This is a genomic window from Nostoc sp. FACHB-152 (assembly GCF_014697475.1).
Taxonomy (GTDB): Bacteria; Cyanobacteriota; Cyanobacteriia; order Cyanobacteriales; family Nostocaceae; genus Nostoc_B.
In genome coordinates this window covers 26,666-49,432 of record NZ_JACJRV010000031.1, presented here as the reverse complement: position 1 = coordinate 49,432, position 22,767 = coordinate 26,666, and the positions used below count along the sequence as shown (strand labels likewise).

Here is a 22,767-nt window from a genome sequence, read left to right as displayed (position 1 = left end):
GGAGCCAGCGCGTTGGGGGGGTTTCCCGACTTGTAGCGACTGGCGTGGGCAGGGGAGCAGAGGGGCAGAGGAGAAAGAAATTATTTGTATCATTTATTTGGTGAAATGGTATGAGACTCTAAAATTTAGTCGCGTTTTACCTGATGCAAGCTGTTTTACCTCTATGTGAATTGGCGGTTCGATAGATATTTAGTTATGCCGTATCAGCGTTTATAAACATATGCGTTTACATACATAACTCTTTTCTATATGTAGTGAAAAATTTATATTTACTTTATTGTTTGATGATAGACTCTAAAAAACAGTTTTCAAAAAGTAAATCATTTTAAAAAAAGTAAATATTTATACATGAAAAATACTAAACGTAAGTTTCTCTGGAAGTTTTGGAGTATTGCAAAACTTTATTGGGCTGGTGAAGAAAAATGGGGTGCCATTGGTTTACTTTTGATTCTGATCACGATTAATCTAGTTACTACCCAAGTAGATGTCATCGTCAATAGTCAAAACGGCAGTTTACTTTCGGCTCTCGCTGCAAAAAATGCTAATCAATTTTGGAATATTACAATTAGTTTACTAGGCTTATCTCTATTTTTGGTTTTGAGTTGGGCTACTTACAACTATGTAAGAAAAAAATTAACTCTATATTGGCGACGCTGGTTAACTAACCATTTTCTAGATAATTATTTTAAAAATCGAGCTTTTTACGAACTCAGCCAAGCACAAAAAGAATTAGATAATCCAGATCAGCGTATATCTCAAGATATTAATAGCTTTGCTGATGGGTTTTTATCCTTATTTTTTGATTTATTACATTCAACTATCCAAATTATTGCTTTTAGTGCAGTCTTATGGATAATTTCTCCAACTTTAATGATTTCTTTAGTAATTTATGCTGTCAGTGGCACATTAATTACTACGGGTATTTTCGGCAGAAAATTAGTTAAAATTATTTTTAATCAAAACAAAAAAGAAGCTGACTTCCGTTTTGGTTTAGTCCGCTTGCGAGAAAATGCTGAATCTGTGGCTTTTTATCGGGGAGAAGCACAAGAAGCAAGGCAAGTTAAATTTCTATTTAATCGGGCATTTAAAAATTTTAATGATTTGCTCCTTTGGCAAGAACTATATTTAAATTGTTTTATTAGGATTTATCAATTTATTCCTCGTTTATTGCCAGCAGTTATTATAGCTCCTCAAATACTCTCTGGAGAGTTAGAAATTGGTAAATTTGGGGAAGCACAAGGAGCATTTTTCACTCTTTTTAATTCGATGTTTGTGATTTCTAGAACATTTAACGAACTGGCTGGTTTTGCAGCATCAATTGAACGTTTATATGAACTGGATAATTTTTATAAACAGTTAAAACCCGGTATTTATCAAGAAAAACTTCAGTATGCAACCATTGAAACGGTAGAAGAAAACCGTTTAGCTATTCAAAACCTAACCTTGTATACACCAAATTATCAAAGAATTTTATGCACAGATGTCTCAGTAAATTTACAACCAAGAGAAGGACTATTAATTATTGGTACTAGTGGTTGTGGTAAGAGTTCTTTATTGCGAGCGATCGCCGGGTTATGGAATTCTGGTGATGGTACAATTATTAGACCAAAATTAGATGAAATATTGTTCTTACCTCAGCGTCCTTATATGGTGTTGGGTAGTCTCCGCAATCAGCTAATTTATCCCCATGTCGATATTGATATTAGCGATGAAGAACTACAACAGATATTAAAACAGATCAACCTGCCAGATTTAGCAGAAAGATTCGGCGGTTTTGATGTCGAAAAAGATTGGTCTGATGTACTTTCTTTAGGCGAACAACAGCGTGTAGCCTTTGCCAGAATTTTAATTAACCAACCGCAGTATGTCATTTTGGATGAGGCGACTAGTGCTTTGGATGTTAAAAATGAAGAAAACCTTTATCGGCATTTAGCTCTTAAAGATATAACTTTTATCAGTGTCGGTCATCGTCCTACTCTCTTTAAATATCATCACCAAGTTTTAGAATTACTAGACAGTGAAAACTGGGAACTAAGAGCCATATAAAATAGCACTTTTTTTATCAGGTTTAGAATATTCGGGTGAACGTACAATTTTTCTCACCTTACCATCGCTCTTAGAGGTTACATAGATTTCACCCTGTTCATCTACTCCAAACCTGACATCAGAACGTTTACTACCAACTATTTCTAGGAAAGTACTTTCTTTTTTCCCATCAAACAGTCTAAGTTCTTTAATCTTAGCTTGTTTACCATTCACAAGTTCATTTACAGGTACATGAAAAAAGCGTCCATCGTTGCCAAAGTCAGCAAAAATATACTGTCCTACTAATTCAGGAATAGCTTTACCTCGATATACATAACCACCGGCGATCGCCACTCCATAAAAACCTTTCCAGCTAGCAGGTTGATCATGATCATATTGAGCAACCGGATATGTGTAACCATACTTGGAATCATCTTTAGGTAAAGGAAATAGAACATTCTCATTCTTTTCATCTATTACCCAGGTTCCCTCACGATTTCCCCAACCATAGTTAGCACCTTTAATTCCAAGATTGATTTCTTCAATCAAAGCTTGACCGATATCAACAATTAACATTTTTCCTTCACCGCTTCTATCCCAACTAAAACGATGGGGATTACGCAACCCATAAGCCCAAATTTCTCCTAGAGTCTTTGGGTTGTCATCCTGAGCAAAAGGATTATCTTTCGGAATGCCATACTTACTATTAGCACTGTTCCTACCTAAAGGATCTATCCGCAAAATTTTTCCTAAAGGTGTACTTAAGTCTTGTCCATTGTCTAAAGGATCTGTATCGCTAACAGGAAAACCGTCACTTCCGCCATCTGCTGTAGCAATGTACAACATTCCATAATCAATATCTCCAAGTTGAGCATTAGGATTAAAGCCTAATTGCCCAACATTATGATCTGGATATGGCTGTTCAATCCGCATAATTTCTCTGAAAGTTCCAGAAAAAGTATTAGCCGCAGGATTAGTAGTTTTCCATTCTAAAATTACATCATGGTGAGAACTTTCAACGATATTACCTGTGCTATCAATAATTTTTTTAGTTACGGGAAAGTCAGGGACAGAGTTATTTTTCTCTTCGCTGTGTACAGTATAAAAAATTCCATTTCGTTTAAATCCTGGATGGAAGGCGAAATAGGCAAAACCTTGTTGAGAGGTATCATAACTAAAGCCTGAACATACTAATCTCTTTAAATCCATATATACTGATGCTTTATTATTATTAATTACATAAAGTTTGCCACGCATATCGTTGACAAATAACCTACCACTACCATCATTTGCACTAGCTAACAGATTTAATCTAGCAACTCTTTCTTTACTTCTCCCTGTACCACTTTGGGGTATTTGAACTACTTCTTGAATGCCTACTGAAAGCTGTGATTTTCCAATCTTTTCAGGAATCGGATTGGTAACTTGAGCCGAAGAAATCTTAGAAAATATTAAGCTCAAGAGCAAAACTATACAAGTGCCAATTAGAAGGTATAATCTTTTCATTATTTATTTGTAAATTGATTTTACTTTATGCAATCTAGGATTATTAATAATATTAAATTAGCTTCAATTACAATAGGTTTGGGAATTAGTATTATCTTGATGAGTGTATTGTATCCTTGTCAAGGTGAGAGAAATAAAAGTCAAGCGGTATCGTTAAATATAGATAAATCACTGGCTAAAGACTCGCATCAGCAGAATGCAAGTATCTCTGTTACTGAATGGGGTAAAGCTGAAAATGGTCAAGCTGTACAACTTTTTACTTTGACTAATGCTAATGGCTTAGTTGCCAAGGTAACAAACTATGGCGGAATCATTACAGCATTAAAAGTTCCTGATCGCAATGGTACATTAGACGATATAGTATTAGGATTTGATAATCTAGAAGCTTATAAACAGGCAAATCGTTATTTATATTTTGGTGCAATACTTGGGCGAGTAGCCAACCGTATTGCTAATGGCACATTTACTCTTGATAGTAAGAAATATACTCTAACTACTAATGCAGGCTTACATCATCTCCACGGCGGTAAAAAAGGGTTTGATCAAGTAATTTGGAAAGCAGAACCAATCAGAAACTCTACCGAAGCAGCACTAAAATTAACATATTTAAGCTCTGATGGAGAAGAAGGGTATCCTGGTAATTTAAAAGCAACAGTAACTTATACGTTAACCAATAATAATGAATTAAAAATAGAGATGTCTGCCACAACAGACAAGCCTACCCCCGTTAATCTAACAAATCATTCTTACTGGAATTTAGTTGGTCATGCTTCTGGCAACATACGAGGACATCAATTATCAATTAATGCAGATAAATACATACCCACTGATGCTCAAAAAATCCCTACAGGAGATATTAAATTAGTTAAAAACACTCCCTACGACTTTACCAAACCCAAGTTAATTAATGATGGGCTTAAACAACTTGAGGGAGATAAACCTAGTTATGACCTCAACTATGTACTCAACGGTAAACCCAGTCAAATAAAACTGGCTGCAACCGTGTATGAACTATTATCTGGGCGACTCATGGAAGTTTATACAACTAAACCAGGAATGCAGCTTTACACTGGTTACTTGCAGAATTTAAAAGCTCAGGGGAAAGGAGGAGTTAACTATCAAGCATATGCTGGTTTATGCTTAGAAACGCAATACTTTCCTAATTCCGTTAATCAACCCAACTTTCCTTCAACTATCTTACGTCCTGGTCAAATTTATCGTCACATCACCATATACAAATTCTCTACAAAACAGGACGATTTACAAACAATTGTTGACAAAAATGCCAAAGTTGAGAAAATCGCCGCAGGTTTTCAATTTATCGAGGGGCCGCTTTGGCATCCAGAAGATTTTCTCCTCTTTAGCGATATTCCTGCTAATACAATTTATAAATGGCAACCCAATAAAAAATTAGAGGTTTTCCGTCATCCTTCTGGTAATGCTAATGGCAATACTTTCGATAAACAGGGGCGTTTAATTACTGCGGAACACAGTAATCGTCGTTTATCTCGTACAGAAAAAAATGGTAAATTAGTAAGTCTTGTTAGCCATTATCAAGGAAAACGTCTTAATAGCCCAAATGATTTAGTAGTGAAATCAGATGGAAGTATCTACTTCACAGATCCACCCTATGGTATTAAAAAAGAACAAGAAGAATTAGGGTTTTATGGTGTTTATCGTTTGAAAACAGATGGGAAGTTAACTCTATTAGTTAGAGATTTTGTTCGTCCTAATGGTATCGCTTTTTCTCCTGATGAAACCAAACTATATGTTAATGATTCAGAAAGAGGTCATATCCGTGTTTTTGATGTTGATTCCAATGGACTTTTGAAAAACGGACGTATTTTCGCCCAACAGAAATATCCCGGTAAGGAAGGAGTTCCTGATGGCATGAAAGTAGATCTTGGAGGAAATGTTTATAGTACAGGGCCAGGAGGAGTTTGGGTTTACTCTCCTGCGGGTACTCTATTAGGTATTATTCAAGTCCCAGAAGCTCCAGCTAACCTAGCTTGGGGAGATAGTGATTATAGAAGTTTGTACATCACCGCAAATAATAGCTTGTATCGCATACGCCTGAGAAATCCAGGTGTTAAACCAGGAGAAGTTTAACGCTAAATAACCCAAATTCAGGTTAGTTAGGAAATCGGTAGACGATAAAAGAACATTCTAACTTTTTAGCTCCCCCTAAAGGATTGATCCTTAAAATTTTTCCTAGAAGTGTACTTAAGTCTTGTCCATTGTCTAAAGGATCTGTATCGCTAACAGGAAAACCGTCACTTCCGCCATCTGCTGTAGCAATGTACAACATTCCATAATCAAAATTTCCTGGTTTAACATTAGGATTAAAGCCTAATTGCCCAACATTATGATCTGGATATGGCTGTTCAATCCGCATAATTTCCCGAACAGTTCCAGAAAAAGTATTAGCCGCAGGATTAGTAGTTTTCCATTCTAAAATCACATCATGGTGAGAATGATGGACTTCAATAACATAAAATTCTAGTTTCTGTTTCAAGGAATGGTGAGTTTCGCTAAAGCAGAATTTTTCCGTTTATTAACTGTTGTTGTACTATCCCTTTGGACTAAAAAAGGAGATAAAAGGAGATTTTCTACAGGTTTTTCTTGAAATAAATCTAGTAACATTGTCATCGCCAACTTACCCATTTCTAACATTCGTTGGCTGACTGTTGTAAGTGGTGGTGTTACATAACTGCTGAGGGCGATATTATCAAATCCTACGAGGCTTAAATCTTGCGGTACGGAAATACCTAGTTCTCTACAAGCTAGGAGTGCGCCGACTGCTACCATATCGTTGTAACAAAAGATGGCAGTTACTCCAGCTTTGACTAGTTGAGGTAGCATTTTTTTGCCAAGATCAATATCTTTGATGGTTTCATGATCTTGATGAGGAATTACCACCCAATCAGAATTTTCTGGTATACCTGTATGATTCAGAGCGATACGATATCCTTCTAGACGCTGTTTGTCTGCTTTGCTACCATCGCCTACACTTAGATAGCCAATAGAAGTATGTCCTAAATTTATTAAATGCTCTACAGCTAAAGTACCACCTAAGCGATCGTCTAGAGCGACTGAGTGAAATGTGTCCCTTAGTTCTTCAGTGGCGATGTTAATTAGGACTGTTGGCACAGTCAATTGCGTTAACTGCTTCGTATACTCCTTATTAATGCGTGAGTCAGCTATCAAAATACCGTCCACTCGTCGATAATTAAAATTCTCAATAGCTGCTATTTCTTGCTCAAAGTCTCCATGTGAAGCACTTAGCAAGACATTCAACCCAGCTTGTCGCGCAACTTGTTCAATTCCCTCTACTAACTCACCAAAAAAAGGATCTGCAATAGAAGTGACAACGACCCCAACGGTATAGGTGCGTTGAGTTTGCAGACTCTGCGCGATCGCATTTGGTACATAGTTCATCTCCTGCGCTAGTTTTTTAATCTCCTCTCTCACTTTCGCGCTAATTAAAGGACTATCTCGTAAAGCGCGAGAAACTGTGGAGTGCGAAACGCCTGCTTGACGCGCAATATCTTCAATCGAAACCTTTCGTTTACTCATTTTCAGCTTGGCTGTAAGTAACTTAAATAAAATTAACACATATTTTATGCACAGGTGTGCAAAGATAAAAAATATTCAGTTATGCACACCTGTGCATAACCTTAATTAAACAACCTAAAAAATCATTACTGAAGTTGGAAAAATTAATTTCAGTCTGCAAATTGTGAGGAATTGACAGATGGAATATTATGTGAATTTTAAGAAAAATGAAGTTTGTGATCCAAGTAGCCTTTTTATGCATTTAAAACCAAAAAATGACGATCCCTAAGTTGTGAATACTAGTTGTAACAAGACTTTGCGGGTATCTCAGGCAAGTGAGTCAGTGAATTATCTGCACACCCTATCTCACTAGAACACATGAAAAAAAGCTTAGGGATCAAAGACTAGTAATTTTTACTTATTAATAGAAACATTTTCCCAGCAGTCTTATGTGAAATCTATCGTTGGGAGAAGGCATTAAGTAGGAAATAAGCGGCAATATATAGGGAGGTTTTTAAGATAGTTAATTTTTCTACACATATCTCGGTTTTTTTCCGGTTTTTTACTAAAAATGTAAATGAATGTGAACAAAAAAGCACTCGCAGCGACTTTATTAAGTATTGTCAGTGGTACTCTTGTTAGCTGCACAAATGTTTCTCCCGATGGCGACACTGCCACAACTAACACTGATGCGAAAAACGTTACAGATATCAATACACAAACCACCAATGGCGATGCTAAATTACGAGCCGTTGGTGTTACCCTTGGCGATTTAAGTAACCCTTTCTTCGTTGTCATGGCGCAGGGTGCTGAGAAAGAAGCGAAGAAAATTGGTGGTAGTGATGTCAAAGTAACTGTAGTTTCTAGTGGCTATGATCTAAACCAGCAATTTAACCAAATTGAAAATTTTGTTGCTGCTAATACTGACGTTATTATTCTTAATGCTGCTGACAGTAAAGGAATCAGACCAGCTGTTGAGCAAGCAAGAAAAGCAGGCACGATTGTAATTGCGGTAGACACAGGCGTAGATGCAGAGGTAGATGCGACCGTCACCACAAATAATGTGCAAGCTGGCGAAATTGGTTGCCAATATATAGCCGATCGCCTGAAAGGTAAAGGCAATGTTGTGATAGTTAACGGGCCGCCAGTCACTTCGGTAATTCAGCGAGTGGATGGTTGCTTGAAAGTGTTAGCCAAATATCCCAATATCAAACTACTTTCTAAAGACCAAAACGCCGAAGGTAGCAGAGATGGCGGACTCAGGGTGATGAGCGATTTGCTGGTTACATTCCCCAAGATTGATGCTGTCTTTGCGATTAACGACCCTAGCGGCGTGGGAGTAGACCTAGCAGCTAACCAAGCCAAACGCAAAGACTTTTTCATTGTGGGAGTTGACGGTGCGCCAGAAGCAATCCAAGCGATCGCTTCTAAAGATAGTGTATATGCGGCAACGGCTACACAAGATCCTAGAGGGATGACGGCAAGAGCAGTTCAGGTAGGTAATGATATCTTGCATGGCAAAAAACCCAAATCACCCAACATTTTGATTCCTGCCAAGCTGATTACCAAAGAGAACGTGAGTACATCTACAGGTTGGTAAGTTTTGGAGGCAGAAGGCAGAAGGCAATAGTTAGTTATTATCCTTCACTCAGCACTTTTAACTCAGCACTTAATAGTCATGACAACAAATATTGAAAGAGATTTTCGTCCGGCGGCAACTGCCACCCCTGTATTAGAAATGCAGGGGATTGCTAAACGATTTCATGGTGTCCCAGCTTTGCAAGGTGTGAATCTCACCGTTTATCCAGGGGAAGTTCACGCCCTGATGGGTGAAAATGGGGCAGGTAAAAGCACATTGATGAAGATTCTTGCTGGGGCTTACATTGCTGATGAAGGCGAGATTCGCATCAATGGTCAAGCAGTGAAAATTACCGATCCGGGTACAGCACGACGAGCCGGCATTAATCTGATTTATCAAGAACTGAACGTTGCACCCAATTTAACCGTTACTGAAAATATGTTTATGGGTAGCGAGTTACAACGAGGTCAGTTTTTAGACCGCCAAAGTATGGAACTCGAAGCCCAGCAAGTATTAGATAGCTTGGGAGCTAGTTTTGCACCACAAACTATAGTTGGTACACTGGCGATCGCAGAACAGCAACAAGTAGAAATTGCACGGGCGTTGAAAGACAACAGCCGGATTTTGGTGATGGATGAGCCAACAGCCGCCCTATCCGACCGCGAGACTGAACGTTTGTTTGAAGTGATTCGCAAACTTCGCAACGATGGCATCGCCATTATCTATATCAGTCATCGGATGGAAGAAATCTACGCCCTAGCTGATCGGGTTAGTGTGTTGCGCGATGGTCAATATATTGGCAGTCTGACAAGAGAAGAGATATCACCGCAGAGATTGGTACAGATGATGGTTGGTCGTTCAATGCAAGACTTTTACGAACATCAACGACAGACCAATCCCGGCCCAGTTGTATTAGAAGTCAGAAATATTAGTGACGGACGCAAAGTTAAACCCGCTAGTTTTCAACTTCGTGCTGGCGAAATTCTTGGACTCTCCGGGTTAGTAGGTGCTGGACGTACAGAAGTATCCCGGTTAATTTTTGGTGCCGATCGCAAAGTTAGCGGTGAAGTCTTCCTGAATGGCAAAAAAATCGAGATTAATTCTCCCAGTGATGCGATCGCGGCTGGTATTGGCTATGTTCCAGAAGACCGCAAAGATCAAGGTTTGTTTCTAGAGATGAGTTCCCGCAAAAATATTGGACTGAATAGACTCAAACAGGATGCCAGGAGTGGCATTGTTAACTGGGCTTTAGTGAATAAGGTTGCCGCAGAAGCAGTCGAAAACTTCCATATCCGCCTAGCTAACTTAGAAATCAGAGCCGTGGATCTTTCCGGGGGGAATCAGCAAAAACTCCTGCTGGCGCGTTGGTTAGCCATTAATCCCAGAGTATTGATGCTGGATGAACCGACACGCGGTGTAGATATCGGTGCTAAAAGCGAAATTTACCGAATTATTAGTGAACTAGCAGCCCAAGGCGTAGCAATTCTCATGGTTTCCAGCGAACTCCCGGAAATTGTTGGCTTGAGCGATCGCGTTTTAGTCATGCGAGAAGGGGAGTTAGTCGGCGAACTTGACAACAGCCCCGGCAAAGAAATTACCCAAGAAAAAATTATGCATTATGCAACTGGAGCATCGGAGGTAACAGCATCATGAGTCAAACCTTAAGACCTGTCAACAATAGACCAACTGAGCAGTCCAAATCCAGTCGGCGTAGATCAATCAACAATTTCCTGCAAATTGCGGGTATTTTGCCGATTCTGGTGATCATCTGCATCTTGTTTTCGCTCCTGACACCCAACTTTTTCACAGCAGGTAACGCCGTCAATATCTTACGTCAAGCATCAATCAATATTGTGCTGGCAACCGGGATGACCTTTGTGATTCTCACCGGGGGTATTGACCTTTCCGTCGGGTCAATCTTGGCTGTGTCGGCCGTAGTTGCGGTGTTAGTCTCTTTGCTTCCGGCTTTGGGTTGGATAGCTGTACCTGCGGCTTTAGTGACAGGGCTACTGTTAGGTTTACTCAACGGTGCGATCATTACCTTTATGGATGTGCCGCCGTTTATTGTCACCTTGGGTTCGCTAACTGCCTTGCGGGGTGCTGCCTACTTGGTTGCCAATGGCACAACAGTTATTAACCGGAACATTAACTTTGCTTGGATGGGTAATAGCTATGTCGGCCCTATTCCCTGGTTAGTAATCATTGCGCTGCTGACTGTGGCTGTGAGTTGGTTTGTCCTGCGCCAAACTGTTTTAGGTGTACAAATTTATGCTGTTGGTGGTAACGAAAAAGCAGCAAGATTAACTGGTATCAAAGTCAATCGTGTATTGCTATTTGTCTATGGCGTGAGTGGATTACTGGCAGGTTTAGCCGGAATTATGAGTGCCAGCCGCCTATATAGTGCCACAGGGATGCTAGGACAGGGTTATGAATTAGATGCGATCGCGGCTGTAATTCTAGGCGGAACCAGCTTCACAGGCGGTATCGGCACAATTGGCGGCACATTATTAGGCGCATTAATCATTGCTGTGCTTAACAATGGTTTGACCCTGTTAAATATGTCTTACTTCTGGCAACTAGTCGTTAAAGGCTTAGTAATTATTGCCGCAGTCATGATTGATAGACTCCGCAGACGTTCCAGACGTTAAGGAAGGCAGGAGGCAGATGGCAGGAGGCAGAAGGAATGAATCTTTTTAACTCTGCGCCTCTGCGTCTCTGCGTGAATAAATCACAAAACTTTTTATAAAAGATACAACTATGACATCTACCACAACTCGGCGTAAATCTAACACCTTCTATGTAATTTTAATTGCGGGTGCTGCTGCCCTCGGTGGCTTCTTATTTGGTTTTGATACCGCAGTTATTAATGGTGCAGTTGCAGCTTTGTCCAAAGCTTATAGTGCCAACAGCGTACTAACTGGCCTTGCCGTGTCGCTGGCATTATTAGGCTCGGCGGTAGGAGCCTTCTATGCCGGGAAGATTGCCGACCGATATGGTCGAGTTAAAGCAATGATAGTTGCTTCAGTGTTATTTACACTCAGTGCTATAGGCTCTGGAATTGCCTTTACTATTTGGGATTTTATCTTTTGGCGGGTATTAGGTGGGTTAGCAGTTGGAGCTGCCAGTGTGATTGCCCCAGCCTACATTGCTGAATGTTCTCCTACCCATTTACGCGGCAGGTTAGGGTCTCTGCAACAACTTGCGATCGTGATTGGGATTTTCATCGCTCTGCTGTGTGACTACTTCATCGCTGTCTCCGCAGGTTCCGCCGAGTTGCCATTTTTGTTTGGCGTAGCTGCATGGCGGTGGATGTTTTGGACAGAAATTCCGCCAGCTGTGTTGTATGGGATGGCAGCTTTAATGATTCCCGAATCGCCTCGTTATTTAGTAGCCCAAGGACGAGAGCCAGAAGCCGCTAATGTTTTAGGTAAGATTATCGGGGGGAACGTTTTAGCAAAAATAGAAGAAATTCGCCAAACAGTTCTCACAGAACGCCAGCCTAGATTTTCTGATCTTTTACGCAGAAGTGGTGGACTCTTGCCGATTGTTTGGATTGGCATTGGCTTATCTATACTTCAACAATTCGTCGGTATTAACGTTATCTTCTACTACAGCAGCGTTTTATGGCGAGCCGTTGGATTTTCGGAAAAGAATTCCCTCACGATTACGGTGATTACAGCTGCGGTAAATATTATTACCACACTGATTGCGATCGCCTTCGTCGATAAATTTGGTCGTAAGCCTCTGTTAATTCTCGGCTCAATCGGCATGACCGTGACCTTAGGAACAATGGCTACTCTATTTGGCACTGCACCAGTTGATGCTGCTGGCAATCCTACCCTAACTGGCAATGCAGGTATTATGGCTCTTGTAGCCGCCAACCTTTATGTATTTTGCTTCGGTTTCTCTTGGGGGCCAGTCACCTGGGTACTGTTAGGAGAAATGTTTAATAACAAAATCCGTGCGGCTGCACTTTCAGTTGCTGCGGCTATGCAATGGGTAGCGAATTTCCTCGTTTCCACAACATTTCCTCCCATACTGCAATATTTCGGCTTAGGTTCTGCCTACGGTCTATACACAATTGCTGCCGCTATCTCACTCTTTTTCGTCCTCTTTTTTATTAAAGAAACCAAAGGAATTGAGTTGGAGGATATGTAAGTGGACAAGCTAATAGGGAACGGAGAATAGACAACAGTGTTTTGATTCTCTATTCCCTATCAACTTCACCTTTCCCATCAATCAGATAAAGCGAATTATCTCCATAACATATCTGCGTACCTCTGCGCTAACCTCCGCGTACCTTTGCGTTAGAAAGAGATTTCCCAATTTCACCAAATACTTTAGTAAATCCAATGTGGAAATATTTTCTATCTAGTTTTTCGCTTTTATTGTTAGCATCTCCAGCAGTCTGGGCAGAATCTTCAGATGTTAATACAACCTTGCAAGGACAAGTCACATCTGTTTCCCAATTTTCTGATGTCCAACCAACAGATTGGGCATTTAGTGCATTGCAATCATTAATTGAACGCTACGGCTGTATTGCCGGTTATCCTAATTCTACTTATCGCGGCGATCGCGCTTTAACTCGTTATGAATTTGCCGCAGGTTTAAATGCTTGCTTAGATCGGATCAACGAACTAATTGCCACATCTACTAGCGATTTAGTCCGTAAAGAAGACTTATCAGTATTACAAAAATTACAAGAAGACTTTGCCGCAGAATTAGCAACCCTGCGCGGTCGGGTAGATACTTTAGAAGCAACTACAGAAACACTTGAACAACAACAGTTTTCCACTACTACTAGGCTGAATGCTCAAATTATTACCGCCGTTAGTGATACCTTTGGCAATAGAGTAGGAGGTACACGCGATGAATCTACCACCTACTTTGCCACTCGCGGTCGTCTCAATTTAGAAAGCAGTTTCACTGGCGAAGATTTATTGCGAGTCCGGCTAGAGTTTGGCAACTTTGCGAATAGCAATGGCACAAGTCAAATTGCTGCTGCAACAGGCACAGGGATGACGCGTTTAAACTTCGATTATGACAGCAACAATACTCTGATTGTACCCCACATCCGTTACTACTTTCCAGTTAGTGATTCCCTCTCTTTCGTTGTCGGCCCTACAGGCATTGGTTATACCGACATTTCAACTACCGTCACTCCCCCCACGATCGCTGACGATGGCAATGGGGTGCCTTCGCTATTTGGTTCATACAGTCCCTTATTCCGGCGAGGTGGCGGTGGTGCTGCCGCTAACTGGAACATTACTAAAGACTTGGTGCTTACCGTCGGCTATTTAGCAAGCAGTCCCAATACCCCATCAGCTAAGAACGGACTATTTGACGGCGGCTACAATGCCCTAGCGCACTTAGCCTATTATGGTGAGCAAGGAGCTATTGGTGTGGCTTACTCTCACGGTTATAGCCCTAGTGGAACAGTTGAGGTGGCAGCTGGAACAGGTAGCCTTCTAGCAAATGCTCCTTTCGGCGAAAGCATTGCGACTTCTAACAACATCGTCGGCACTCAAGGATACTATCGCTTTTCGCCAAATTTCCAGGTTCACGCTTGGGGTGGATATATCTGGACAACCGCCGAAAACTCTGGTTTCAGCAATGTTTCTAATGGCAGAGGTGGCACAGATTCTCTGTTCGTAAACAGTGGTAACAATGCTAACGCTTGGTTCGGTGCGGTTGGTCTATCGTTTCCCGATGTCGGCGGTAAGGGCAATTTGCCAGGAGTTCTTTTTGGTTTACCACCACGTGTAACTCACAGCGATGTGCGTGACGAGGGTGATACCTCTTATCACATCGAAGCTTTCTATCGTTGGCGAGTTAACGATAATATCTCTGTGACTCCTGGCTTTTGGGTCGTTCTTAACCCAGAAAATAATAGCAACAATGATACTCAATATGTAGGCGTAGTTCGGACAACCTTTGATTTTTGAACTGGCTGAGTACGGTAGGTGACAGGTTATAGGTTACAGAATTAAAAGGTATAAGATCTAGGGTGTGTTAGGCGCATACTTTTGAGATGAATTATTAAAAAAAAATTATCAAAGTGCCTAACGCACCGCCACATAATATATATGGTGCGTTACGCTAACGCCATAACACACCCTACTGAAGATTTACTAGGTTGTGTACTCAGCATTGATTTTCACGTAGTCATAACTTAAATCACAGCCCCAAGCTTTACCTACACCATGACCATTACCAACGTTAACGGCAATGATTACAGGATTATCTAATCTTTGGGTTTTGATATTGCTAGAATAATCAGCAGCAGCTTGTTTTAAATATGCACTGGCGGCTGCACGGTCAAATTGCAGAGGTTGACCATTTTCTAAAAGCAAGAAATTGCCTAATTTAACTTGCAAGTTGTCTTGCTCAAATGGTACACCTGCACGCCCGGCGGCGGCGGCGATGCGTCCCCAGTTGGGGTCACGCCCAAAGATTGCAGACTTAACTAAAGATGAACCAGCAATGGTTTTGGCGATTTGTCTGGCTGCGAGGTCATCATGGGTTCCTGTAACTTGTACTTCTATAAGACAAGTTGCACCTTCACCATCCCGCGCGATCGCTTTGGCTAAATGCTGGCATACTGCTGTTAACATAGCCTCTAATTTCTCGGCTTCTGCACCCATCTCGGTAATTGCAGGGGTGCGAGATTGACCATTTGCTAAAGCAATTAAGCTGTCGTTGGTGCTTGTATCACCATCTACGGTAATCGAATTAAAGCTTTTATCTGCTGCCCGACTCAACATTTGCTGCCAAAGGTGCGGAGAAACAGCCGCATCACAGGTGACAAATGCCAGCATAGTCGCCATGTTAGGGTGAATCATTCCGGAACCCTTGGCAATACCACCAATTCTGACGGGGCGATCGCTTATAATTGTTTCTAGCGCAATAGATTTTGTGACTAAATCTGTAGTAATAATTGCCCCAGCAGCCGCATCTGAACCTGTCTCGGAGAGTGCTGCTACTAGTTTGGGAATACCGCTACGCATAGCATCCATCTTAATGCGTTGACCAATCACACCAGTAGAGGCTAACAAAATCAATTCTGGGGAAATATTTAATTCTTTAGCTAACAATTCAGCACTTTCATCTGCATCACGCACACCCTGAATACCTGTGGCCGCGTTGGCTTGTCCAGCGTTGCAGAGAATGGCAACAGCACTCTGTTTATTTTGCAAGCATTGACGACAATAATCTACACAGGCGGCTTTGACGTGAGAAGTTGTAAATACACCAGCTGCGATCGCCTCTACATCAGATATTATCAAAGCTAAATCTGGCAATCCCGACGGTTTTAATCCTGCGGTGATACCTGCGGCTTTATATCCCCTTGGCGCTGTCACACCACCAGTAATTTCCTGCCAGTCTGCCATTTTAACTTCCCCTTACAACTAGATAGCGACTTGACTGGCGATTATACCAATTAAAGGGAACAGGTGATAGGTTACAGGTTACAGGTTACAGGTGATAGGGTTAAAAGCCTTTTGGTGTCTAAGCTTTATGATCTACGTAATGTCCTGACTACCTTGGCTATTGCCATACAAGTCGATGCATTAACAATGTAAGGCGATACATTAACAATGTAAGGCGATACATTAACAATGCAGGACGATACATTAACAATGCAGGACGATGCATTAACAATGCAGGACGATGCATTAACAATGTAAGGCGATACATTAACAATGCAGGACGATACATTAACAATGCAGGGCGATACATTCGATGAACGGGACTTTCCCTGTCACCTGTCACCTATCACCTGTCACCTACTCCCTAGCTATACCCATCCCAACCTAAGGGAAACGTGTAATCAGAAAATAACGGAAAATTTTGATTGTCGCTGCGGGTTTCGTCATCCAATACTTTGACAACTTTGTTATATATGTCTTCTGCCTGCTGAGGAGAATCACCAATACTGGTTAATCCCAGTTTACCAAATTGTGATAAGCAACCCATCAAATGAAAGACTGTGCCTGTTTCTGTACCGCTATCAAAATGCAAGCGATGATGGGCGATAATATCCATCAAATCATTAGGTAACAATCCCCGATAGCGGTCTTTTTGCAGATTATCAGTGGCAACGTAATATTTAGGACGACCTTGTTGAGAGTAAAATAATCCCGTAGACAGGTCATAACGACCGTTAGTTAATAATTTGAGTGTCATGAAAGGATGGGTAGTCCCACCTTTACGCAGATTAATTTCAATTGCCTGAATATCCCAATCGCCATCGCCTTTGTCAACGGTGATAAAATCAACGCCAAATCTTTCTAGCGCGCCTTTTTCAGCTAATTTTCTGCCAACTTTTAAGCCTAATTGTTGCAGTTGCAAACGATAGCGTTCATCGGCTGGAAAGCGACATCCTAAATAAATCTGTCCATCTGGCCCGCCGAGAATTTGGTCGTGGGTAGAGAGGATTTCGACTTCGCCTGTGGGTGTAATGCGTCCTTGCACACTAGGCGAACGCTTGATTTCACCTTCCACAAATGCTTCGGCAATTGCGCCTAATTCAGTAATACGCCCGGAAAAATTTGCCCAACTTTCTTTCTTAGCTTGAAAGCGTAATGAGGAAAAGCGATCGCCAATTGCTGTTACTCTTTGCTCATGAGAAGCTTGCCCTGGTGCTAAATTCATGATTGGTCGTAAATCTAGCAAGGCGTTTCCTTCTCCTGAAATGCCTTCATTAAGTTTGACTACCATCCGTTGTAACTTTGGCTGGCGTTCCCACAAATCAGCCGCCGCTTGGGCTAAATCTTCAGGTTTCCACATCAAGTCACTACCATCGGGATATGGCACTTCGCTTTCGCCAAAAATTTGCCGACTACCACTTTTCGTTCCCCAAATTTGCAAATCTGGTGCGGCTGCATATAATGGCACATTTAATTTTAAAGACAATTCTGCCTCTAAATCAGTGGAGTTATAGCAAATCATAAAGGCTTTTTCTAGCCTTAAAGCTTGCTGAATTCTATCAAGTAATCTGGAACGTTCTAAAATTTTTTGGGTGAGTGGTTTAAGAGAAGAATCATAAGTTGAAAGCAGTAATAAACGATTGCGGGCATGAGAAAATGGAATTCCTGGTAATAATTGTAAATAATAATCAATAATACTTGGATGCAGTGGCATGGATGTCACATAAATTAGCCTAGTACGGGGATTCCGCAACCGCATCAAAGAAAATAATAATCTCTCTTCATAATGTTCACAGCCTTCAATTTTGCGGAGTTCGCGCTGATCAATGCTGAGGGAGGGAACAACCAATATATCTGCTTCACTATTATCAAATAGCTCGATAGTTTTCCAGCGATCGCGCAAAGTTGACTGCAAACGGCGAAACTGATCAATCTGACCCAACTCAGACACATTTAAAGTTACCATAACCCTTACCCCATAATGATCCCCGACACTGCCGTATATCTTCGGTATAACGCACAGTCAGCTATATATAACTGACGCTTAATACTTCTTGACTGCGAATATTAACTTTTACTAATGCCATAGTAGAGATTTAGGCAATTTGTTGACTATGCCCCTAAAGTAGGAAAAATGAATGGATAAAAAGATGGCGATCGCAAGTAATATTTCTTTGTGAAGTTGCACCGAATTTTTTATCTGTTATTTCTTTGTGACCTTTGCGTCCTTTGTGGTTCGTTATCTAGTTTGACGCATCTTTATACAGAACAGATATAACCAACAAAAAGTTTTCACATTAGCCTCAGACTTTTTATTAATTAGTCAAGAAATGCTCACACAAACATCTTTATGTATAGAGATGTTGCAGTTAAGATTTTTCCCTAATTTCTAGGCTACTTGCCCTTTAAAATAAAAAAACGGTCTCTGCAAAATTTATTACTAACTTTTTAATATCGGGGGTGTGTCATGAGCCGTCCAATAATTCTTGGGATTGTCGGTGATAGCGCAGCCGGAAAAACAACCTTAACCAAAGGGATTGCTCAGATACTAGGGCCAGAAAATGTCACAATTATCTGTACAGATGATTACCACCGTTACGATCGCCAGCAACGTGCAGAAATTGGCATTACAGCCTTACACCCTGATTGCAACTATTTAGATATTATGCAGCAGCACCTGTCACTACTACGCACAGGGCAGCCAATTCTCAAGCCAATTTATAGCCACAAAACCGGGACATTCGAGCCACCACAGTACATCAAGCCGAGTAAATTTGTCATCATTGAAGGATTGCTTGGTTATTCTACCCTGACCGCTCGTGGCTGTTATGACGTGAAAGTTTACCTAGCACCACCAGAAAGCTTACGCGCCAACTGGAAAGTTAAACGAGACACTCAAAAACGAGGCTACACCCCAGAACAGGTATTAGCAGAATTAGAAAAGCGCGAACCAGACTCAGAGCAATTTATCCGTCCCCAGCGACAATGGTCAGATATAGTAGTAAGTTTTTATCCACCCAACGAAGATATAGAAGAAAACAACGGACACCTCAACGTGCGTTTAGTATTGCGTCCTACAATTCCGCATCCAGATTTTACCCCGATTATTAATTTAACTAATGGTAATTCTGGGTCAGCGATTCGCTTAGGGCTAGACCGCGATATGAGTAAACCAGTAGATGTATTAGAAGTAGACGGTCACGCCACCTCAGAACAAGTGAACAAACTAGAACATATTATCTGTTCCGATATGCCGCACTTGCGAAATATATGCGATCGTGAAAGTAATCCTGAACTAGGTAAAGTTGCAGGCACAACCGGAGAAATCTTACAAAGTTATCCTTTAGCTCTGACACAGTTAATCATTACTTACCATATGCTGAAGGCAACGCAAATGTATCAATAAAAACTTTAAAAATTAATTACTAGTGATGAGACTGTGAGTAAAAGCTATTACTTAGATATTAAGTAAGTGTAATTAATCAAACATAAAACAAAATTATGGTGTGTTGTCGCAACGCGCAATGCACCTTCTTTTCTGTATTTTAATCATCTATAAAACTATTATGAGTTTCTATAATGCTCATCCATGTAAACTTTAAGACCAAGATAAATAGAAAACAGACAACCTACCAAAATTAAAGATTTTCTCAACTCAAGATAATTATGAGCGCAAACAAGGGATAACTAAAGTTAGTTGCATCTGTATTTAGTTGTTTAGTTGTTATATGACCTATTGCCTCAGAATTGCCGATATCCCGACAAATGAACGTCCGCGTGAGCGATTAATGACGCATGGCCCGAAAATTTTAGCGACAGCAGAGTTAATTGCAATTCTCTTAGGCACAGGTCAAGGGCCAGGTAAACTCTCAGCAGTGGGTTTGGGGCAATATCTTTTACAAGAACTAAGCAAACATCAGCGTGACCCATTAGCAGTGCTGCGAGAAGTTACACCTGCTGAACTCATGCAAATTCCGGGTATCGGCCCAGCAAAAGCCACGACTATTTTAGCGGCGGTAGAACTTGGCAAACGTGCCTTTCAATCTCGTCCTTTAGACCGGACACCAATCGAGAGTCCAATGGCGGCGGCGGCGGCACTGAGTCAAGACTTAATGTGGCAGACACAAGAACGTTTTGCGGTATTGTTATTAGATGTCAAGAACCGCTTGTTAGGTACGCAAGTAATTACCATCGGTACCGCAACTGAAACTTTAGCTTCTCCGAGAGAAATTTTTCGAGAAGTAATTCGTCAAGGCGCAACACGAGCAATAGTAGCTCACAACCACCCTTCTGGTAACGTTGAACCTAGCCAAGAAGATATAGAACTAACGCGTCAATTGTTAGCAGGAGCGCAATTGTTAAGTATACCTCTGCTAGATCATTTGATTTTAGGTAATGGCAACCACCAAAGCCTACGCGATATTACAACCTTGTGGAATGAATATCCTCAAGGTGATTAGAGATTTTCAACAAATAATTGTCCTCAATTGTCGGATGGGCATCCTGCCCGTCCTAAGTGAGTAGTAGACTTCTTGCAGAAGTCGGGAAAAGGGTAAGGGGGAAAGGGTAAAGGGATAAGAAAAAACCCTTTCCCTTTGCCCCTCTTGCAAAAAGAGTTTTGCAAGAGGGGCAAAAATATCCGCACCACAAGAAATATTTGCAATTATTCACCACTCAAAAAAGCAAACTCTGATTTAATATTCCAGCGTTTACCATCATGAATTAATAGCGTTAACTTGTCAGCCGCGAACTCAAAATGCAGTTCACGATTTTCAAACTCTGGCCAAGCAGCTTTAAAATTTTGCTTTGTTAAATCTCGAAACGCTACTGTCATGTGGGGTGCAAAAGGACGCTTTTTACCAACCTCGTCGACAATACCTAAGTCCGTTTCCATGTGTGCCATTAAAGCTGCTTGTAATTGCAACAGTTCTTGGCTTCTCACCACATCAATATAGATAACGCGGGGAGCAAAAGCACTAAATCCACTGAGTGTTACTTGTAATGACTTTTGTTGGCTAGCAAATTCTCTTAAAGATGCTTCTAAACGTGACACTTGATCATTTGCCCATTCAAATGGCGGTTGTAGTGTAATGTGAGGCGGCGATTTTTGGGCATGACGACTGGCGTAGTTATCAGCAAAATATTGCTTAATTTGGTTGGCGTAATCTTGAATATCTTGCGGTGGGAGAAGGGCAACGAAAAAGCGGTTCATTCCAGTTTGGATTTTAAATTGACACTGAGTAGCGAATGCCGAGAAAAGATTACAACTATATTATTGAAGATACCGCAGCGCAGCGAGGTTGCTAACAAAATGCCGTGGTTTGTGAAGTTAGAGGAAGGAAAGGTAGATAAATCTATCTTTGACCAATATATACCTGCCCACAAAGCTTACGTACAAGAGTTAATCGCCAAAGGATATAAAGCCCGTTCAGGGTATTGGGCGAAAATGGGTGGAGGGATGTTATTGTTTGAGGCCGCTTCTATGGAGGAAGCACAAGCAATTGTGGCTGGTGATCCCTTGGTAAAAAATGGCTGCGTCAGCTACCAGCTTTACGAATGGAAAATTGTTGTCGAGTAGGACACAAATACTGACTTTTAGTGTTATGATTTCTTTAGACCTGGATCTATGCGACTGCAACGCCTAAATCTTGTCAGAACCGGAAGGTAGCAGCAATACGGGATGCTTGTAGTAGGCGTAGTCTCCGGGTCGCCCTATTTTTAGGAGCGATCAGCAGCAATGCCTGGCTTTGGAGATATTGTACAAAAAGCTTTTTACCTCGGTGTTGGGTTAGCTTCTTACGCGGGTGAGAAAGCGGGAGGGAAATTAGCCGAATTGCGATCGCAAGTCCAAAAGCTGGCAGATGAAATGGTGGCAAAGGGCGAAATGAACACTGAAGAAGCCCGTCGCTTTGTTGAAGACATGATGAAACAAGCTCAACAAGCACCTGTCCCTACTGAGAACTCTGAAAAAACAACTTCTTCTGAACCTCGCCGCATCGAAATCTTAGAGGAAGACGAAGAGCCAACGATAAAAGAGACCTCACCCGAAAATGTGGATAACTTGCGCGACCAAGTGCTAAAACTGCAAGAAGAGTTACGAAAATTGCAACGCGATCAATAAACAGCAGTTTTTATCTCTATCAGCAGTCAATAGCATTTTGGTATAGTGTCACACCCAAAAACTCGTAACCTACGCTGCCTAAAATTTACTAAGCGTACTTCAATTTGGGTGGCTGTTAGTATCCTAATTTTATAGCCAGGAAGAGTGTCAAATTTATGGAAGAGTGGCAAAAAGATTTATTGGGAATCGTGGAAACAGTCGCCGAGGAAGTAGACCGATTCTTTCAAGGAATGAATGAAATGGTAGATGCCTTTTTTGAACTGACAGAAGAATTGACGGAGCAAGTGCAAAATAACCTTGCCACCGAAGTAGAACAGTACTTACAAGAGATATCTGCACCTTTCTTAGAAATTTACTGGGATCTTGAAGATGTGGTGACAGATGCAGATCCGGGTTTTCCCTATACAGTTGAAGCTACACCAGAACAGAACCCTGCTTGCGTAGGCTGTACAAACTACCACGGTCAAGTTTATGGCAGTAATTTATTAGTTTGTGCCATGCATCCGCACGGTTGGGATGATAAAAATTGTCCCGACTGGGAGCAAGAGTAG

The 22,767-nt window shown here is 41.2% G+C and carries 19 protein-coding genes and 1 other RNA gene; 13 read left to right on the top strand and 7 right to left on the bottom strand.

All coding sequences use genetic code 11. The features are described from left to right. Positions 1-348 precede the first annotated feature (348 nt). Complete coding sequence (locus H6G76_RS20040) at positions 349-2,046, top strand: ABC transporter ATP-binding protein/permease (protein ID WP_190704463.1); 1,698 nt, start codon at positions 349-351, stop codon at positions 2,044-2,046. Here the strand turns inward: H6G76_RS20040 and H6G76_RS20035 are convergent. Continuing rightward, a complete protein-coding gene (locus H6G76_RS20035) occupies positions 2,032-3,531 on the bottom strand; it encodes a sorbosone dehydrogenase family protein (protein ID WP_190704460.1) in 1,500 nt (499 codons plus the stop codon). The genes H6G76_RS20040 and H6G76_RS20035 overlap by 15 nt on opposite strands. Positions 3,532-3,558: 27 nt before the next feature. On the opposite strand from H6G76_RS20035, the gene H6G76_RS20030 reads away from it, so the two are divergent. Further along, the gene (locus tag H6G76_RS20030) at positions 3,559-5,640 is read left to right on the top strand and encodes a galactose-1-epimerase (protein ID WP_199337452.1); all 2,082 of its coding nucleotides are present in this window, start codon (positions 3,559-3,561) and stop codon (positions 5,638-5,640) included. Between the two features lie 22 nt (positions 5,641-5,662). On the opposite strand, the gene H6G76_RS20025 is transcribed toward H6G76_RS20030, so the two are convergent. After that, entirely contained in the window at positions 5,663-6,046 is a 384-nt protein-coding gene (locus H6G76_RS20025) for a PQQ-dependent sugar dehydrogenase (protein ID WP_242056465.1), read from the bottom strand. Next, complete coding sequence (locus H6G76_RS20020; protein WP_190704457.1) at positions 6,043-7,107, bottom strand: LacI family DNA-binding transcriptional regulator; 1,065 nt, start codon at positions 7,105-7,107, stop codon at positions 6,043-6,045. The genes H6G76_RS20025 and H6G76_RS20020 overlap by 4 nt, the downstream gene beginning before the upstream one ends. 556 nt (positions 7,108-7,663) lie before the next feature. On the opposite strand from H6G76_RS20020, the gene H6G76_RS20015 reads away from it, so the two are divergent. The 5 genes from H6G76_RS20015 (at position 7,664) to H6G76_RS19995 (ending at position 14,610) form a co-directional block, all read left to right on the top strand. Continuing rightward, complete coding sequence (locus H6G76_RS20015) at positions 7,664-8,686, top strand: ABC transporter substrate-binding protein (RefSeq protein ID WP_190704454.1); 1,023 nt, start codon at positions 7,664-7,666, stop codon at positions 8,684-8,686. A 78-nt stretch (positions 8,687-8,764) separates the two neighbouring features. Further along, positions 8,765-10,318: a sugar ABC transporter ATP-binding protein gene (locus H6G76_RS20010; protein WP_190704450.1), complete on the top strand. Its 1,554-nt coding sequence runs from the start codon at positions 8,765-8,767 to the stop codon at positions 10,316-10,318. After that, positions 10,315-11,313, top strand: coding sequence for an ABC transporter permease subunit (locus tag H6G76_RS20005; RefSeq protein ID WP_190704447.1), 999 nt, complete (start codon positions 10,315-10,317; stop codon positions 11,311-11,313). The genes H6G76_RS20010 and H6G76_RS20005 overlap by 4 nt, the downstream gene beginning before the upstream one ends. 109 nt (positions 11,314-11,422) lie before the next feature. After that, positions 11,423-12,823: a sugar porter family MFS transporter gene (locus H6G76_RS20000; protein ID WP_190704445.1), complete on the top strand. Its 1,401-nt coding sequence runs from the start codon at positions 11,423-11,425 to the stop codon at positions 12,821-12,823. A gap of 194 nt (positions 12,824-13,017) precedes the next feature. Continuing rightward, a complete protein-coding gene (locus tag H6G76_RS19995) occupies positions 13,018-14,610 on the top strand; it encodes an iron uptake porin (RefSeq protein ID WP_190704443.1) in 1,593 nt (530 codons plus the stop codon). A 186-nt stretch (positions 14,611-14,796) separates the two neighbouring features. Here H6G76_RS19995 and argJ read toward each other — a convergent pair whose 3' ends face one another. The 3 genes from argJ to H6G76_RS19980 all read right to left on the bottom strand — a co-directional run bounded on the left by argJ (position 14,797) and on the right by H6G76_RS19980 (position 18,061). Then, on the bottom strand, positions 14,797-16,056 hold the full coding sequence (argJ, locus tag H6G76_RS19990; protein WP_190704441.1) for a bifunctional ornithine acetyltransferase/N-acetylglutamate synthase: 1,260 nt from the start codon (positions 16,054-16,056) through the stop codon (positions 14,797-14,799). Positions 16,057-16,213: 157 nt separating this feature from the next. After that, on the bottom strand, positions 16,214-16,438 hold the full coding sequence (locus tag H6G76_RS19985) for a hypothetical protein (protein WP_190704439.1): 225 nt from the start codon (positions 16,436-16,438) through the stop codon (positions 16,214-16,216). 21 nt (positions 16,439-16,459) lie between these two features. Next, positions 16,460-18,061, bottom strand: a complete 1,602-nt coding sequence (locus tag H6G76_RS19980; RefSeq protein ID WP_190704437.1) for a peptide ligase PGM1-related protein — start codon at positions 18,059-18,061, stop codon at positions 16,460-16,462. Positions 18,062-18,562: 501 nt separating this feature from the next. On the opposite strand from H6G76_RS19980, the gene H6G76_RS19975 reads away from it, so the two are divergent. Next, entirely contained in the window at positions 18,563-19,501 is a 939-nt protein-coding gene (locus tag H6G76_RS19975; RefSeq protein WP_190704435.1) for a phosphoribulokinase, read from the top strand. Between the two features lie 322 nt (positions 19,502-19,823). After that, positions 19,824-20,555 carry a DNA repair protein RadC gene (gene radC / locus H6G76_RS19970; RefSeq protein ID WP_190704433.1) on the top strand — a complete coding sequence of 244 codons (732 nt, stop codon included), beginning with the start codon at positions 19,824-19,826 and terminating at the stop codon, positions 20,553-20,555. Between the two features lie 203 nt (positions 20,556-20,758). Here the strand turns inward: radC and H6G76_RS19965 are convergent, their stop codons facing one another. Next, positions 20,759-21,307, bottom strand: coding sequence for a 2'-5' RNA ligase family protein (locus tag H6G76_RS19965; protein WP_190704431.1), 549 nt, complete (start codon positions 21,305-21,307; stop codon positions 20,759-20,761). Positions 21,308-21,406: 99 nt separating this feature from the next. On the opposite strand from H6G76_RS19965, the gene H6G76_RS19960 reads away from it, so the two are divergent. The 4 genes from H6G76_RS19960 to H6G76_RS19945 all read left to right on the top strand — a co-directional run bounded on the left by H6G76_RS19960 (position 21,407) and on the right by H6G76_RS19945 (position 22,767). Then, the gene (locus H6G76_RS19960; protein ID WP_190704526.1) at positions 21,407-21,673 is read left to right on the top strand and encodes a YciI family protein; all 267 of its coding nucleotides are present in this window, start codon (positions 21,407-21,409) and stop codon (positions 21,671-21,673) included. Positions 21,674-21,710: 37 nt separating this feature from the next. Beyond that, positions 21,711-21,807, top strand: an RNA gene (gene ffs, locus H6G76_RS19955) — signal recognition particle sRNA small type. A 25-nt stretch (positions 21,808-21,832) separates the two neighbouring features. Further along, positions 21,833-22,216, top strand: a complete 384-nt coding sequence (locus H6G76_RS19950; RefSeq protein ID WP_190704428.1) for a phasin family protein — start codon at positions 21,833-21,835, stop codon at positions 22,214-22,216. Between the two features lie 155 nt (positions 22,217-22,371). Continuing rightward, a complete protein-coding gene (locus tag H6G76_RS19945) occupies positions 22,372-22,767 on the top strand; it encodes a hypothetical protein (protein WP_190704426.1) in 396 nt (131 codons plus the stop codon).

Excerpts from the sequence above, each read along its gene's own strand:
- H6G76_RS20040 (WP_190704463.1), top strand. The coding sequence starts at position 349 with ATGAAAAATACTAAACGTAAGTTTCTCTGGAAGTTTTGGAGTATTGCA.
- H6G76_RS20035 (WP_190704460.1), bottom strand. The coding sequence starts at position 3,531 with ATGAAAAGATTATACCTTCTAATTGGCACTTGTATAGTTTTGCTCTTG.
- H6G76_RS20030 (WP_199337452.1), top strand. The coding sequence starts at position 3,559 with ATGCAATCTAGGATTATTAATAATATTAAATTAGCTTCAATTACAATA.
- H6G76_RS20020 (WP_190704457.1), bottom strand. The coding sequence starts at position 7,107 with ATGAGTAAACGAAAGGTTTCGATTGAAGATATTGCGCGTCAAGCAGGC.
- H6G76_RS20015 (WP_190704454.1), top strand. The coding sequence starts at position 7,664 with ATGAATGTGAACAAAAAAGCACTCGCAGCGACTTTATTAAGTATTGTC.
- H6G76_RS20010 (WP_190704450.1), top strand. The coding sequence starts at position 8,765 with ATGACAACAAATATTGAAAGAGATTTTCGTCCGGCGGCAACTGCCACC.
- H6G76_RS20005 (WP_190704447.1), top strand. The coding sequence starts at position 10,315 with ATGAGTCAAACCTTAAGACCTGTCAACAATAGACCAACTGAGCAGTCC.
- H6G76_RS20000 (WP_190704445.1), top strand. The coding sequence starts at position 11,423 with ATGACATCTACCACAACTCGGCGTAAATCTAACACCTTCTATGTAATT.
- H6G76_RS19995 (WP_190704443.1), top strand. The coding sequence starts at position 13,018 with ATGTGGAAATATTTTCTATCTAGTTTTTCGCTTTTATTGTTAGCATCT.
- argJ (WP_190704441.1), bottom strand. The coding sequence starts at position 16,056 with ATGGCAGACTGGCAGGAAATTACTGGTGGTGTGACAGCGCCAAGGGGA.
- H6G76_RS19980 (WP_190704437.1), bottom strand. The coding sequence starts at position 18,061 with ATGGTAACTTTAAATGTGTCTGAGTTGGGTCAGATTGATCAGTTTCGC.
- H6G76_RS19975 (WP_190704435.1), top strand. The coding sequence starts at position 18,563 with ATGAGCCGTCCAATAATTCTTGGGATTGTCGGTGATAGCGCAGCCGGA.
- radC (WP_190704433.1), top strand. The coding sequence starts at position 19,824 with ATGACCTATTGCCTCAGAATTGCCGATATCCCGACAAATGAACGTCCG.
- H6G76_RS19965 (WP_190704431.1), bottom strand. The coding sequence starts at position 21,307 with ATGAACCGCTTTTTCGTTGCCCTTCTCCCACCGCAAGATATTCAAGAT.
- H6G76_RS19960 (WP_190704526.1), top strand. The coding sequence starts at position 21,407 with ATGCCGTGGTTTGTGAAGTTAGAGGAAGGAAAGGTAGATAAATCTATC.
- H6G76_RS19950 (WP_190704428.1), top strand. The coding sequence starts at position 21,833 with ATGCCTGGCTTTGGAGATATTGTACAAAAAGCTTTTTACCTCGGTGTT.
- H6G76_RS19945 (WP_190704426.1), top strand. The coding sequence starts at position 22,372 with ATGGAAGAGTGGCAAAAAGATTTATTGGGAATCGTGGAAACAGTCGCC.